Origin of the sequence: Buchnera aphidicola (Brevicoryne brassicae), from assembly GCF_005082825.1 — a bacterium.
Classification (GTDB): Bacteria; Pseudomonadota; Gammaproteobacteria; order Enterobacterales; family Enterobacteriaceae; genus Buchnera; species Buchnera aphidicola_AK.
In genome coordinates this window covers 119,550-134,464 of sequence record NZ_CP034882.1, presented here as the reverse complement: position 1 = coordinate 134,464, position 14,915 = coordinate 119,550, and the positions used below count along the sequence as shown (strand labels likewise).

Sequence of the window (14,915 nt, the reverse complement as noted above, 5' to 3'; positions counted from 1 at the left end):
ATGTTAATCATTTATCATCTAAAAAAACTAAATATTTATATACTATCTATTTTTATATAAAAAAACTTTATTAATTATAAAATGTTTTTATATAAAAATAAAAACATGCTAGCCAAATCTTTTTTGACTAGCATATAAATTAAAAACGAGTATCCACAGCATCTGCTAATTGTTTAATAATTAAAGTACTATCTTTCCAATTTAAACAAGCATCGGTAATTGATTTTCCATAAATTAACGGTTGATTATCGATTACTTTTTGAAAACCTTCTTCTAAAAAACTCTCAATCATAACTCCAAATATAGCTTTAGAACCATAAGAAATTTGATGTGAAATAGATGCAGCAACATTTTTTTGACGAATATGTTCTTTTAAACAATTTCCATGACTAAAATCAACCATTAAATATTCTGATAGATTAAATTCGCGCAAATGTTTTATTGCTGAGTTAATATCATCAGCATGGTAATTAGGAGAACTACCTCCTCGCATAATTATATGTCCATATGGATTACCACTAGTATGATTAATTGTCATTTGTCCATCTTTATTAGGCGCTAAAAATAAATGACGAACTTTTGCTGCACGAATCGCATCAATTGCAATTCGTATATTTCCATCTGTACCATTTTTAAAACCTACTGGACATGAAAGAGCAGAAGCCATTTCTCTATGAATTTGACTTTCAGTCGTTCTAGCTCCGATAGCTCCCCAACTAATGAGATCTGCAATAAATTGTCCTATAACCATATCAAGAAATTCTGTTGCTGCAGGCATTCCTAATGCATTAATATCTAGCAATAACTTACGAGCCACGGCTAATCCATGATTAACTCGGAAACTACCATTTAAATCTGGATCTGAAATTAATCCTTTCCATCCAACAACTGTTCTTGGTTTTTCAAAATATGTACGCATTATAATTTCAAGACGATCTTTGTATTTTACACGTAATTCATATAATCGATGTGCATATTCTACTGCCGCGATAGGATCATGCACTGAGCATGGACCTATTACGACAAGTAGTCGAGAATCTTGTCCAGTCATTATACGAGCAATATTTTGTCGTGTTGTAATAACATTATCCATAATGTCTGAAGTAATAGCATATTGCTTTGCTAATTCAGATGGAGTTATTAATGGATCAATTCGTATTGTACGTAGTTCATCTGTTTTTTTCATTTTGTTCTCTAAATGAATTTTTTTTCTGAAAAGAATAGCAAGATGTAATAAAAAAATCACGAAAATAACTGGTCATAAGTTCATATTTCTAATATTTTATGAATATTCTTAATAGAAAAAATCCATAATATTAGAGAGAATAAATTTTTATTAATACACTTTAAATAATATGATAGAAGTTTTAAACAGGAAAAAAACAAAGATAAATCTTTAAGAAAATAATATATTTATATAAAATTATTAGTTTTCTGTTTACTAATTATTAGATTATTCAATTAAACTATTTTTTTATATTATCATATTTTATAGCTATATTTAATTAAATATATTTATTCTATCTATTGTATTTTATGTTCATTAAATTTTTTTTCAGGAAGTATTTTTTAAAAAAGATGCAATCGAAATACCGTACATCCATGATATTATTAAACGATACAAAATTACTAATACCACAGGTCCAATAAATAAACCAATCATTCCAAACGCTAATAAACCACCGATAACTCCCGATAAAATTAATAAAATAGGTAAATCAGCACCCATACGTATAAAAAAAGGTCTCAATATATGATCCAGTATAAAAACAAGACAACTCCAGATTAATAGTATTGTACCCCAAGTAGTGTTATTGTTCCAATAAAGCCATATAATTGATGGTATTAAAATAGGCAATGGACCTAATTGTATTAAACAAGAAAAGACAATAATTATCATCAATAACGCCCAATAAGGAACACCAGAGATTAATAATCCTATACCAGATAGTACAGCTTGAATTAAAGCTGTTACTGCTACACCCAACGCAACAGCTCTTACTGCTTGCACAGCTAGCAAGATAATAGCATCTCCATTGTTTACACTAAGACGTAATGCAAAACAACGTATAGCATGACTGGCTTTCTCACCGTTCCAATATAAAAGAATACTAAAAAATAACATTAATGCTAAATGCATGAAAAATAATCCACAATTTTTAGCTTGACTTATAAAAAACTCAGTAGTACGTCCCATATAAGGTCTTACTTCTTGAATTAACTCACCCCCATCACCATCTAATAACTCTTGATAACTAATAAATATTTTTTTACCCACAAGAGGAATATCTTGAAGCCAAACTAATTCTGGAAATTCTAAAGTATTTGAACTAAACCAATGAATTAAAGGTATACTTGTTGCAATTAAACTATTTACCACAAAAAATACTGGAATAATAAACAAAAGGAGTAAAATAATAATCATACTAGCAACTGCAAGACAACGTTTACCCCATAGAACGTTTTGTATCTTTAACATCAGAGGCCAAGTAGCAATCACAATCATACTGGCCCAAGAAAATCCTAATATAAAAGGATGAATCACTAAGAAGCTTACGACACTCATAGTAATAATAAATATTAGTGATAAAATAGACTGCGATAAATCCATTTTTTCTTTTGGATTTTGCATATAATTATTTCACCTCAATATTTTTATATTATAAATAATTTTTTATAAAAAATTAATTTAATTTTATGAGACAAAAATTTTTTTTAGATATGTAAAAATAATTATAACATTAAATTTTATAAAAATAATATTCTTTAATATACAAAGATATATATAATAGAAACAAAGTTTAAGAAAAACATCTTTAATGAATATTTAAAAAAAGAAAAAATTATGAAAAAAAACAATATTAATACTTATTTTCCAAATAAAAATAAATGGAAAGGTATTTCAATAACTGAAAATGCAATAAAACAAATTTTGTTTTTAATTAATTCACATTCTGATAATAAAGGTATAAGATTAGGTATAAAAAAATCTGGATGTGCAGGATTTCGTTACACCATGAAATTAATTAAAACATCAGAATTAAAAAAAGAAAAAAACAAAGAAGAAATAACATTTTTTTATAAAAATATCCTTATTTATATTTCTTCTAAAGAAATGCCATTTTTAGAGGGAATTAAAATAGATTTTATAAAAAATAATATTAATAAAATATTTAAGTTTTATAATCCGAAACTAGAAAAATTTTGTGGCTGTGGTGAAAGTTTTTCAATTAATTAAATAAATTTACCAACAAAGCAAACAATGATTTTTTTTACCTCTAGATAATAAAGTAAATTTTCCAAATAATTTATCTTGATTTTCAAATATATGATTTTTATTAATTTTTTGAGTATTAATAGATATAGAATTTGCAAAAATCATTTTTTTTGCTTGTGTTCGAGACATTGATAAGGAAGACAACACTAGTGCTTCTTGTAAATCTTTTACTTTATGTATTTTTATTGCAGGAATCCCATCTTGTTGTAATTGTTCAAGATCAGATTTTGTAATATGATTGATTTTTTTTAAAAAAAGAAATTCCGTAATTCTTTCTGCTGCTAATAATTGTTCTTCTCCATGTACTAAACGAGTCATATTTCTAGCAAGAAAAATTTTATCATTAATAATTTGATTATTAATATATCTATTTTTTTCTCGTATATTAATTTCTAGTAAACTTACAAAGGTAAACATTTTTAAAAAATAATAAATTTGTGAATCTTCTATATTTATCCAAAATTGATAAAATTTATAAGGACTAGTTTTTTTAGCATCTAACCAAATAGTTCCCGATTCTGTTTTACCAAATTTCATTCCATTAGACTGAATAAGAAGAGGTATAGTTAAACCATACACTTTTTTCTTTGTTTTACGATTTACCAAATGCATTCCTGAAGAAATATTACCCCACTGATCTGCGCCTCCAATTTGGAGATGTACTTGATGTTCTTTATGTAAGATAAAAAAATCATATGCTTGTAATAAGTTATAAGAAAATTCTGTAAATGAAATTCCCTGATCTGTTCTTGAAATACGCTGTTTGACTGCCGATCGATTAATCATCGTATTAATTGAAAAATATTTTCCCACTTTACGTAAAAACGATAAGATGTTAATTTTCTTAAACCATGTATTATTATTTAATAATAAAGCACTATTTTCACTACAATTAAAATCTAAAAAACAAGAAATTTGTTTACTAATTTTCTTAGTCCAAATATTAACATTATTACTAGAATTAAATTCTCGTTCTTTTTTTTTAAAACTAGGATCTCCAATTAAGCTAGTAGCTCCTCCTATTAATACAATAGGTTTATGACCAGCCATTTGAAATCTTTTTAAAGTAATTAAAGGTAAAAGATGACCTATATGTAAACTTTCTTCTGTAGGATCAAAGCCACAATAAAGAGATATAGAATTATTTTGAATAAGTTTGTTTAAATTATCTTCATTTGTAATATGAGATATTAATCCTCTATCGTGTAATATTCTAATTAAGTTAAATTGGCTCATTAAAAACCTCTTTTTTTAAAACCTAAATTAAAAAAATATGTTTTGTATAGCTAAATTTATTATATTTTAATATTGAAATATTTTAAGCTAATTTTATTATAACTTCAACGAGTAAAATATAAAATTGTTTTTATCGGAAATATTAATTTAATATTTTAATAAGGCTCAATATCTATAAACCATTTTACTTTTTGTGAAATTGAAAAGACATTAATTATTTCTATAGATTCATTTAATAACTTATTAAGTTTTGCACGTGAAGAAGATTGAATTAATAATTGATAAATGTTTTCCATTTTTAATATAAAAGCAGGATTAGGACCTACAAACCATAGAGAAATATTATATTTACTAGATTTTTTTTTTAAAATTTTACGAATTAAATTTAAAAAAATAATATTTTTTTCGGATTTTATATTTTCAGAATAAATTATTATTTGACAACTCCAAGGTGGTAAAAAAAAATTTTTTCGAATTAATAATGTTTGATTTGCAAAAACATCATATGTTTTATTACATAATTCTTGCAAAATTGTATTTTTTAAATATGATGTTTGTATTAAAATTTTAGGTTGTGTTTTTTTATATTTAGTTAATTGAATTAAATTAAAATAAAATTGTGCAAAATATTCCATATTACGAAATTTTAAAGAAAAAAAATAATTATCAATACACAGCAAACCAATTAAACTCACATAAGGAAAATAATAATTTTGAACAATTTTTTCTGTTGTAAAAATAATACAAGAACTAGAAATAGAAAAATCAAAAAAATTTTTATTAAAATTTTTTTTATTAACTTTTTTTTTATTTAGCAAAAAAAATATTAACCTATCAGGGAAAATATCTCGTATTATATTTTTTATTTTTTCTATACTTAAATTTATTATAATTAAAGATAAACAACCACAATTAGAACAAAAAAATGGTTTTTTAATTTTTATTAAACAAAATTTACAAAACAAAACATTATGATATTGATTTAATTGAAAGTAATCTTGACAAATGCTGCATTTAAATATCGATCCACATGTATTGCATTTTAATACAAAAAACAAAAAATTTATTTTATTAGAAATTAATAATACTTGTTTGTTTTTATAATTTCTAGTAATTTCATGAATCAAAGTCAAAGAAAAACCAAATCTTGTTTTTTCTTTTTGTAAATTAATAATACCATTATTAATTTTTATCACATGATCATGTTCATTGATCTTTATATAAAAACATTTTTTTAATAAAATATTATGTAAAGTTTTCAACGAAGGTGTCTCTGAATCTAAAATTATAGGTATTTTTTCTTTATAAGCTCTTAATATCCCTATATCTCTAATATTATATCTACATTGTTTCATGTTTTTATAATTCAAATTATGTTCTTCTAAAAGAATAATAGTGCCTAATTTAAGAAAGGGTAAAAAAACACTTTTTTTTGTACCAATAATAATAGAATTTTCACCATTTTTTGTTCTAATCCAATTTTTTAAATATTGAGTATTAGTTAATTCTGAATGAATAACATCAATAGTAACATAAAAAAATTTCTTCAAAAAAACTATGATTACACTTATATTTTTAATATAAGGCACTAAAATTAAAATCTGCTTTTTTTGGTTTAATAATAGTTTGATTAAACTTAAATAAAACTTAATTTTTGAATATAATTTTGTTTTGGTGAACAACCAAGAAGAAAATTTTTTTTTTGTTAAAATATTCTCAATAAAAATTAAATGTTTTTTGTTTAAAAAAATTTTTTTTTACTTTGAAAAAAAGTTTTTTTATTTAAAGATGATTCGTAAACAACGTTAACTTTACATAAACCTTGACGTTCTAATTTTTTTAAAACTAATTTAGATAAATTATATTTTTTTAATTCAGAATTTAAAACACTGTTTTTTTTTAAAAAAAGCAAAGTATAAAGTTGCTTTTTTCTCCTTTTTAAATCAACAATATCTATTTCTTCTCCTTTTTTTGTAATTATCCATTTATAAAAAATTTTATCTTTTAGAATATAATCATTATATAATATTTTCGGTAAAACAGAAAAAAATAAATTCCCAATAGGACAGTGATAATTTCTACTTATCCATATTAAAATATCTAGTAAAAAACTAGTATACAATGAATGATTATCAATTAATTTTTTTACATATTTTAAATTCAATTGATTGGTCTCTATGTTTTTACAAATAGAAATTACAATACCTATTATATTTTTAGAACGAAAAGGAACAACTATTCTACCACCAATAACAGGAAACATTAAATCGGGCATAATATATTTAAAACATTTTCTAATTGGTAAAGGTAAAACAACTTTTACAATAATCACTTTTATACCTATAAAAATATATTAAATTTTTTTTCTTTAAATTCACAAAATTTATATACTAAACATATATTGCATTTAAATTTTCGTGCAGTACAAATATATCTACCATGCAAAACAAACCAGAAGTGAATTTTTAATTTAAAAATACTAGGAACTACTTTATTCAATTTTTTTTCAACTTCTTTAACATTTTTTCCTTTAGCAAAATTAGTACGATTAGATACTCTAAAAACATGTGTATCAACGGCAATAGTTTTTTTTTTAAATAATATATTTAAAATAATATTAGCTGTTTTTCTTCCTACACCAGGAAAAGACTCTAATTCATTACGGTTTTTAGGAATTTTTCCTTTATGTTTAGTTATTATTAAAAAAGAAGTATTAATAATATTTAACGCTTTCATATTATATAAACCAATATGTTTAATATAATTCTTAAGACCTTCTACACCTAATAATAAAATGCTTTCAGGAGTATTAGCAATTTGAAATAATATTTTTGTAGTTTTATTTACAATTAAGTCAGTAGATTTAGCTGAAAGCATTACAGATAACAATAATTCAAAATCTGAAGAAAAAATTAATTCCGTCTTAGGATTGGGATTTTTTTCGGAAAATAGTGATAAAATTTTATAACGTTTTTCTTTATTCATATTTATAATATTTTTTATTATTTTAAACAACATTTTAAACCGTTTTTAACGGTATTCTTTTTATTATATAAATCTATATAATTCTTAATAGCAATTATACAACCTAATATAAAAAATCCTCCTGGAGGTAAAATAGCTAAAACTATAGTAGAATTTTTATCTAGTACTTGTATAAAAAAAGAGTCATCTATATTTGAAATAATTTTACTAATTCCAAAGAACAATGTTCCATTACCTAATATTTCACGTATAAATCCAATTGTAAACATCGAAATAGTTGAACCTAAACCGATAAAAAATCCATCAAAAAAAGATACTAGTATAGAACTTTTATAAGCGATCAGATCAGCTCTTCCAACAATAATACAATTGGTGACTATTAAGGGGATAAACACACCTAAAGATTTATATAAATTAAATTGATATGCATGAACTAACATTTCTATAGACGTAACAATAGAAGAAACTAACATCATATAAATTGGAATTCTTATATCTTTAGGTATTAATTTTTTAAAAATAGCGATAGTAGTATTAGTAATTATTAAAACCAAAGTAGTTGTTATACCTAATCCTATTGCATTAACGCAATTTGTTGTCATTGCCAAAACTGGACATAAACCTAACAACTGAACTAAAGAAGAATTATTTTTCCACAATCTGTTTTTTAAAAAAATTTTAATTTTCATAAACATCTTTATTCAAAAATTTTAAAATTGATGGTATATTTTTAATAAAAATCACTGTTCTTTTAACTGAATTAGTTACTGCTTGTGGGGTTATTGTAGCTCCCGTAAATTGTTCAATTTTTCCTCCATATTTTTTTAATAAAAAATCCTTATCTTCTGGAGAAGAAATATACATATTAGAAAACTTAGTAATCCAATCAGAAATAGCTAATTCAATTTTATCTCCAATTCCTGGAGTTTCTTGATGATCTAAAACTCTTACACCAATAATTTTTCCATTTAAATATGCTGCCACTAGCATATTAATAGAACCAGAATAACCATCAGGAGCAGTTGTTTCAATAACAGCTGCCCTTGCTTCTTTTTTTTTATTTAATAATAACCATAAATTATGATTTTTATCATTCCCTAAAGATTTATTTTTTATTTGATATAGTTTTATCTCAAATTGATTTAAAACTGTTGGAGATAATACTTGTTCTAATAAAAATTTTCGTTCTTCTTCTTTTTGAGAAGCTATTTTTATTTTAGTTATTTTATTTATAAAAATTGTACTAGAAATAGAAATAACAGAAAAAAAACTAATTAAAAAAGCATTTTTTAATATTTTTTTAAACATATTTACGTATTATTGTGACCATATCCAGATGTGTTAGTATAATGATCTATTAATGGAACAAACATATTTGCAAATAAAATTGAAAAAGCTATTGCATCTGGATAATCACTATAATTACGAATAATCCAGGTCAAACAACCAATCATAATGCCAAAAATTATTTTTCCTGTATTAGTACAAGAAGTAGTAACTGGATCTGTTGCAATAAAAAAAGCACATATCATTGTACCTCCAGAAAAAAGATGAACTAATGGAGATAAAAAGAGTTCTTTTGAAGAATAAAAGGAAACAATTGATAATATTCCTAAAGTAGTTAAAAAACTTACTGGAATACGCCAACAAATTATTTTTTTTAAAAATAAAAAAACTCCCCCTAAAAAAAAACTTATATTTATATATTTCCAACTATCTTGAACAGTATTATTTTTTAACGAATTATATTCTGATATATGAGTATCTTTTAAGTGATATTTTGTTTTAAAATCATCTAAAGGAGTAGCTTCAGTAAAAACTTCAGGAAAAATATTTGAATTGCTATTTTTAGCATTATCTATATTCTTTTTAAAGAAAATAATATTTAAAGATTGTTTGATACTGTTTAAACAAGATAAATTTTCATTACTTTCATTCCAATTATTCATATGAATTGGAAATGATATTAATAATACTGCATAACCTAACATAGCTGGATTAAATATATTTTGACCAATGCCACCGTATAAATGTTTAGCAACAACAATGGCAAAGAACATTCCAATAATTATCATCCACCAAGGAAGCAAAGAAGGAATACTTAATCCAAATAAAACTGAAGTTACAATGGCAGAATTATCTTTTAAATGATTTTTAATTTTTTTTAAACGTATTTTTAAAATTGCTATTTCTAATATCAATGAAATTATTATGGAAAACAAAATCTCTATTAACGTCCCACTTCCAAAAAAATAACATTTAGTAACAATTCCTGGAATACAAGCTATAATCACTAAAAACATTATTTTTCTAACACTATAAATATTATATATATAAGGAAAATTCATTTTTTGTATATTTTCTATTAATATAAAAATAAATTTGTATAAAAGTTTATTGTTTTTCTTTCATACGTTCTATTGCTGCATAAACTAATTCTTTTCGCGATTTTTTTTCTAAATTATTTGCATTTTTATTATTAACTATTTTTTTTTGATTTAATAATCTTTCTTCTCTTTTTTGGAAACGAAACAAAAACATTTTTTTAAGATTATTTTCTAAGTTTATATTATTAAGAATAACTTTCTCTTTTTTAAAGAATTTTACTAAGGGAATATAACTAGGACAAACTTTTTCACATGCTTTACACTCAATACAATCTAAAACATGATGTTTATGTGATTTTTCATGATTATTGCTTTTACTATATAATAAAATTTGTTGAGGAAGTAAGTTTATTGGACATACATTTGAACAATATCCACATCGGATACAATTATAATTAACAAGATTTTTATTCTTTTCTTTTTTAAATTGAATCGAAATAAAATTAGTATTTTTTAATACAGAATGATTTAAATCAGAAATTTTTTTTCCCATAAATGGACCTCCTACACGTATATTAATATCAAAATTTTTTTCATATATTTGATTGTTTAAAAAAAATTTTATTGGAGTTCCAATTCTAATTAAAAAATTCCCTGATAAAAATTTTTTATCACTTAAAATAGTAATAATACGTTCAGTTAATGGTTCTCCATGTATAATTGCTCTTTTTATAGCATATATTGTAGCAACATTAAAAATAAGATATCCTACATCTACAGCATGTTTATGATAAGGTATTTCCTGTCCTGTCAAAGTCTTTAGTAATACTTTACTACTACCTCCAGGATATTTTTTTTTAATAATACAAATTTTAAATAATGAATTATTTTTAATTAAATTAGAAATTTTTGAAATTGATTTAATATTATCTTCTTGAATAGCAATCAAAACTATTTTAATATGAGAAATCCAAGATACAATCTTACATCCTATTAAAATATCATTTGCATAATTGTTTATCAAACAATTATCTGCCATTATATAAGGCTCACTTTCTACTGCATTAACAATTAAAGTATGTACTTTATTCATACTTAGTATTAATTTTTTTGCAGATGAAAATTGAGCACCACCAAGACCGACAACACCAGATTGATAAATTTTCTTAATTAATTTTTCAGAAGTATGTTTTTTATAATTTTCTATAGGTTTTAATCTAATCCACTTATCTAAGTTATCAGATAAAATCACAATTTTTAAATTTTTTCTATCTTTATGAACAGAATCAGAAGAAAAAGAAATATCTTTTATCCAACCTGAAGTAGGAGCATGAACGGGGATAATATCATCATTACCAAAAATTAAAGGTTGTCCACGTAATATTTTTTGATTTACTTTTACCCGTAGTTGTTTACTACAAATATCGCCTTTTATGAAAATAAAAAATTTTTCAGGAAGGCTTAAATGTTTTAATAAGTAATCATTTGATTCTTTTTTTTTAAATGAATATTTTAAGCCACCTTGAAAATTATATTTTTTTTTATACTTAAGAAATTAAAAATTTTTTTTCTCCATAATGTTATAGAAAAAATATTTTTAAAAAAAAATTTTTTATAAAGTAATTTTATGTAATTCATATTCATCTTTTTTTAATTTTAATACAATTTGTTGGGCAATGTGATAAACAAATATTACAACCTGTGCAAAAATCTTTTAAAACTGTATGTAAAAAATTTGGTGCACCAATAATTGCATCTACTGGACAAAAAAGAGCACACTTTGAACATCCAACACAATTTCTTTCATCAATCCATGCAATTGTATCAAATATTTTCTCATTCTTAATAAAAACATTTTCTACGGGTTTTTCTATGTTTAATAACTCAGAAATTTTTAATGTAACACTAGCACCACCTGGAGTACATTTATTAATTTTTTCAGAATTTCTTACTATTGCTTTTGCATAGGGATAACATCCAGAATATCCACATTGAGCACATTGACTTTGAGGTAATAATTCGTTAACTGATTCTATCATAGGATCGTTATTTAATTGAAGTTTATAAGCAGAAAAACTTAATATAATTCCGAATACAAACGATAAAATCCCAAAAATAATAATTATCAACATAATTAAACTTTCACCAAACCTTTAAATCCCATAAAAACAATTGACATAACACTTACAGTAATTAAAGTAATAGGAGCACCTCGAAATGGCAAAGGAATATCAGATAATACTATACGTTCACGTATGCAAGAAAAAATTATCATTACCAAAGTAAAACCTAAAGATGCACTTAAACCATAACATATAGATTCTAAAAATGTATGATTTAAGTATAAACTAAATAATGGAATAGCTAAGACTGTGCAATTAGTTGTAATTAAAGGAAGAAAAATTCCGAGTATGCGATATAAAACTGGGCTAGTATTACGTAATAAAATTTCTAAAAATTGAACACTAACTGAAATAATCAACATATACGCTATAATTCTTAAATAAACTATATGTAAAGGTAATAAAATAAAAAAATTAACTAGCCATAATAGTACTGAAGATATTAAAACAACAAAAGCAGTTGCAAAACTCATTCCAAAAGCAGTATTTAATTTACTTGAAGCACCTAAAAATGGACATAAACCAAGAAATTTTACTAAAATAAAATTTTCTATTAAAATATTAGAAATAAAAAATAAAAAATAATGTTTCATTTATAATTACCATATATTAATTCGAATTTTATTAAAAATAATTTTAATATTAAATATTTTTTTAAAAATAATTAATTTTTTATACTTACAAAACGTTAATAATCCTTTCATTCATTAAGCGTTCTGTAGTATCTACAATTGTTTGAGTATAAAAATCAATTTCTATATTCATTAAACTACCACGTGTTTTATGTCTTATTGTTGTATAAAATAAAGTTTGAGGTATTATATTAATACAAAATTCATCTTTAATAATATCTCCAACAGTCAAACTAATTCCATCAATACAAATAAACCCTTTGTAAAAAATATATTTGATCAAATTTTTATTTTGTAATTTTAACCATAAAATATAATTATCATTAAAATTTAATATCTTAGAAACTTCAACTGTATTCATAACATGACCAGATATTATATGACCACCAATTTCATCTCCGTATTTTAACGATCTTTCAATATTTATTTTCTCTCCAATATATAAATTTCCTAAATTAGTCCTTTTTAATGTTTCTTCTATAATATCGCATATTATATAATGATTTTCGATAGATTTAACAGTTAAACAACATCCATTATGCGAAATTGAATCACCTAGATGTAAATTTTTAGATAAAATAGATGGAAGTTTGACAGTTAAGGTATGAATTTTTTTTTTCTTTTCTATAGAAACAACAGTAGCAATTCCATTCACAATGCCTGTAAACATAAAATTTCCTCAAGAAATAATACTTTTAATTCTTTAATTCTTTAATTAAACATTCATATTTAACTTATAAGAAATATAAAATTTTGTTATTTTTTCAATAAAATTAAAAATTTTATAATATTAATCATTTTAATAAATAAATTTTTATGATTTTTAGAATAAAATATTTGTATATTATATCAATAATAATATATAATTTAAATAGTAAAAAATACATGATAACATTTTAAATATTTACGTTCGTAGCTCAATTGGTTAGAGCACTATCATGACATGGTAGAAGTTGGTGGTTCAAGTCCACTCGAACGTATTAAAATTTTTTATAGGTTGTTTTTATTTGATTAAAGAAATTATAAAAAAACTCAAAAATAAATCATTCTTAATAGCTTATAGTGGCGGATTAGATTCCACAGTACTTCTTCATCAATTAATTGAAATAAAAAAAATAACTCCTGATATTAAAATACGTGCTATTTATATTAATCATAATCTTACATTACTTGCAAAAAAATGGATAAAACACTGTAAAAAACATTGTAAAATATATCAAATACCATTAACCATAAAAGATATTGATATTCATCAAAATAAAAACAAGACTGAAGAACAATTGAGAATAAAGCGATATAGCATCATTTATAATCATTTGTTATCTGAAGAAATACTACTCACAGGTCATCATATGAATGATCAATGTGAAACATTTTTTTTATCTTTAAAACGAGGTAGTGGTCCAACTGGACTTTCAAGTATGTCTTTTGAGACTATACTTGGTAATAAAACAATCATCCGACCATTTTTAAATAAAACAAAAAAAGAATTAGAATTATGGGCTAATCGTAAAAATTTAAAATGGATTGAAGATTTTAGTAATTTTAATATCAATCATGATCGTAATTATATCAGACATAATATTATTCCAGTTTTAGAAAAAAGATGGCCTTTTTTTTTAAAAAACTGTTTTCGAACCATAAAAATCTGCAGAAAAGAAACAATTTTACTAAATGATTTACTTCTTGAAAAAATTCAAAATTTTATAAAATTTGACAATTCTTTGAATATTAAAAGTTTTCAAAATATAAAAAAAGAAACATGTACTGCATTTATAAGACGCTGGATTAGATTACAAACAATAAAAATGCCATCGTATAAAAACATTGAATGTATATATCATCAAATGATTTTGAGTCGTAAAGATGCAAATCCAAAAATAGTTTTGGATGAAAATGAGATAAGACGTTATAAAAAATCACTTTATTTTATAAAAACACCACCAATATTAAATAGCACCTTTTTATTTTGGCATAAAAAAAATAGTAAACTAATTCTTCCTAATAATTTAGGAAATTTAACACAAGATAATCAAGGTATGAGTCTTCCAAAGCCTAGAAAAAATCAATTAGTTAATATTCGTTTTCAGTATGAAGGAAAAATCCTAATTTTAGGAAGAGATAAAAAAAGAAAAATCAAAAAAATATGGCAAGAAAAAAATATACCTCCTTGGTTACGTAATCAAATCCCATTATTATTTTATAATAATATCTTCATTAGTGCCCTAGGAGTATTTATTGTTAATACAAAATACACAAATAAAAAAACATGGAAAATTTCATGGAAAAATGATTTAAAATCAAATAATAATAAATTTTTGTTTTACTAATAAAA

The 14,915-nt window shown here is 23.1% G+C and carries 14 protein-coding genes, 1 tRNA gene and 1 pseudogene; 3 read left to right on the top strand and 13 right to left on the bottom strand.

All coding sequences use genetic code 11. The annotated features are described in order from the left end of the window. Positions 1-139: 139 nt before the first annotated feature. Positions 140-1,186: a 3-deoxy-7-phosphoheptulonate synthase gene (locus tag D9V66_RS00640; protein WP_158365531.1), complete on the bottom strand. Its 1,047-nt coding sequence runs from the start codon at positions 1,184-1,186 to the stop codon at positions 140-142. Between the two features lie 369 nt (positions 1,187-1,555). Further along, positions 1,556-2,632, bottom strand: coding sequence for an AI-2E family transporter YdiK (gene ydiK, locus D9V66_RS00635; protein WP_158365530.1), 1,077 nt, complete (start codon positions 2,630-2,632; stop codon positions 1,556-1,558). A 213-nt stretch (positions 2,633-2,845) separates the two neighbouring features. On the opposite strand from ydiK, the gene D9V66_RS00630 reads away from it, so the two are divergent. Continuing rightward, the gene (locus tag D9V66_RS00630) at positions 2,846-3,238 is read left to right on the top strand and encodes an iron-sulfur cluster assembly accessory protein (protein ID WP_158365529.1); all 393 of its coding nucleotides are present in this window, start codon (positions 2,846-2,848) and stop codon (positions 3,236-3,238) included. Positions 3,239-3,244: 6 nt separating this feature from the next. Here D9V66_RS00630 and tyrS read toward each other — a convergent pair whose 3' ends face one another. The 11 genes and pseudogenes from tyrS to D9V66_RS00580 form a co-directional block, all read right to left on the bottom strand. Continuing rightward, positions 3,245-4,513 carry a tyrosine--tRNA ligase gene (gene tyrS, locus D9V66_RS00625; RefSeq protein ID WP_158365528.1) on the bottom strand — a complete coding sequence of 423 codons (1,269 nt, stop codon included), beginning with the start codon at positions 4,511-4,513 and terminating at the stop codon, positions 3,245-3,247. A 155-nt stretch (positions 4,514-4,668) separates the two neighbouring features. Beyond that, complete coding sequence (gene priA, locus D9V66_RS00620) at positions 4,669-6,195, bottom strand: primosomal protein N' (RefSeq protein ID WP_261979323.1); 1,527 nt, start codon at positions 6,193-6,195, stop codon at positions 4,669-4,671. Between the two features lie 59 nt (positions 6,196-6,254). After that, positions 6,255-6,845, bottom strand: coding sequence for a hypothetical protein (locus tag D9V66_RS03195; RefSeq protein WP_261979322.1), 591 nt, complete (start codon positions 6,843-6,845; stop codon positions 6,255-6,257). A gap of 8 nt (positions 6,846-6,853) precedes the next feature. Further along, positions 6,854-7,498, bottom strand: coding sequence for an endonuclease III (gene nth, locus D9V66_RS00615; RefSeq protein WP_158365527.1), 645 nt, complete (start codon positions 7,496-7,498; stop codon positions 6,854-6,856). A gap of 17 nt (positions 7,499-7,515) precedes the next feature. Continuing rightward, positions 7,516-8,187, bottom strand: coding sequence for an electron transport complex subunit E (locus D9V66_RS00610; RefSeq protein WP_158365526.1), 672 nt, complete (start codon positions 8,185-8,187; stop codon positions 7,516-7,518). Further along, positions 8,177-8,806, bottom strand: a complete 630-nt coding sequence (rsxG, locus tag D9V66_RS00605; RefSeq protein ID WP_158365525.1) for an electron transport complex subunit RsxG — start codon at positions 8,804-8,806, stop codon at positions 8,177-8,179. The genes D9V66_RS00610 and rsxG overlap by 11 nt, the downstream gene beginning before the upstream one ends. Positions 8,807-8,808: 2 nt before the next feature. Continuing rightward, positions 8,809-9,846, bottom strand: coding sequence for an electron transport complex subunit RsxD (rsxD, locus tag D9V66_RS00600; protein WP_158365524.1), 1,038 nt, complete (start codon positions 9,844-9,846; stop codon positions 8,809-8,811). 46 nt (positions 9,847-9,892) lie between these two features. Continuing rightward, positions 9,893-11,350, bottom strand: a pseudogene (rsxC, locus tag D9V66_RS00595) (electron transport complex subunit RsxC); the annotation flags it as partial. Between the two features lie 115 nt (positions 11,351-11,465). Then, positions 11,466-11,957, bottom strand: a complete 492-nt coding sequence (gene rsxB, locus D9V66_RS00590) for an electron transport complex subunit RsxB (RefSeq protein ID WP_158365523.1) — start codon at positions 11,955-11,957, stop codon at positions 11,466-11,468. Between the two features lie 2 nt (positions 11,958-11,959). Continuing rightward, entirely contained in the window at positions 11,960-12,541 is a 582-nt protein-coding gene (gene rsxA / locus D9V66_RS00585; protein WP_158365522.1) for an electron transport complex subunit RsxA, read from the bottom strand. 85 nt (positions 12,542-12,626) lie between these two features. Further along, positions 12,627-13,250, bottom strand: a complete 624-nt coding sequence (locus tag D9V66_RS00580) for a riboflavin synthase subunit alpha (protein WP_158365521.1) — start codon at positions 13,248-13,250, stop codon at positions 12,627-12,629. 236 nt (positions 13,251-13,486) lie between these two features. Between D9V66_RS00580 and D9V66_RS00575 the strand changes: the two genes are divergently transcribed. Together D9V66_RS00575 and tilS are read left to right on the top strand one after the other, a co-directional pair. Next, positions 13,487-13,560, top strand: a tRNA-Val gene (locus tag D9V66_RS00575). 27 nt (positions 13,561-13,587) lie between these two features. Continuing rightward, positions 13,588-14,910 carry a tRNA lysidine(34) synthetase TilS gene (gene tilS, locus D9V66_RS00570; RefSeq protein ID WP_158365520.1) on the top strand — a complete coding sequence of 441 codons (1,323 nt, stop codon included), beginning with the start codon at positions 13,588-13,590 and terminating at the stop codon, positions 14,908-14,910. Positions 14,911-14,915: the final 5 nt, after the last annotated feature.

Excerpts from the sequence above, each read along its gene's own strand:
- rsxG (WP_158365525.1), bottom strand. The coding sequence starts at position 8,806 with ATGTTTAAAAAAATATTAAAAAATGCTTTTTTAATTAGTTTTTTTTCT.
- D9V66_RS00630 (WP_158365529.1), top strand. The coding sequence starts at position 2,846 with ATGAAAAAAAACAATATTAATACTTATTTTCCAAATAAAAATAAATGG.
- nth (WP_158365527.1), bottom strand. The coding sequence starts at position 7,498 with ATGAATAAAGAAAAACGTTATAAAATTTTATCACTATTTTCCGAAAAA.
- ydiK (WP_158365530.1), bottom strand. The coding sequence starts at position 2,632 with ATGCAAAATCCAAAAGAAAAAATGGATTTATCGCAGTCTATTTTATCA.
- D9V66_RS00610 (WP_158365526.1), bottom strand. The coding sequence starts at position 8,187 with ATGAAAATTAAAATTTTTTTAAAAAACAGATTGTGGAAAAATAATTCT.
- rsxD (WP_158365524.1), bottom strand. The coding sequence starts at position 9,846 with ATGAATTTTCCTTATATATATAATATTTATAGTGTTAGAAAAATAATG.
- tyrS (WP_158365528.1), bottom strand. The coding sequence starts at position 4,513 with ATGAGCCAATTTAACTTAATTAGAATATTACACGATAGAGGATTAATA.
- rsxA (WP_158365522.1), bottom strand. The coding sequence starts at position 12,541 with ATGAAACATTATTTTTTATTTTTTATTTCTAATATTTTAATAGAAAAT.
- rsxB (WP_158365523.1), bottom strand. The coding sequence starts at position 11,957 with ATGTTGATAATTATTATTTTTGGGATTTTATCGTTTGTATTCGGAATT.
- D9V66_RS00640 (WP_158365531.1), bottom strand. The coding sequence starts at position 1,186 with ATGAAAAAAACAGATGAACTACGTACAATACGAATTGATCCATTAATA.
- D9V66_RS00580 (WP_158365521.1), bottom strand. The coding sequence starts at position 13,250 with ATGTTTACAGGCATTGTGAATGGAATTGCTACTGTTGTTTCTATAGAA.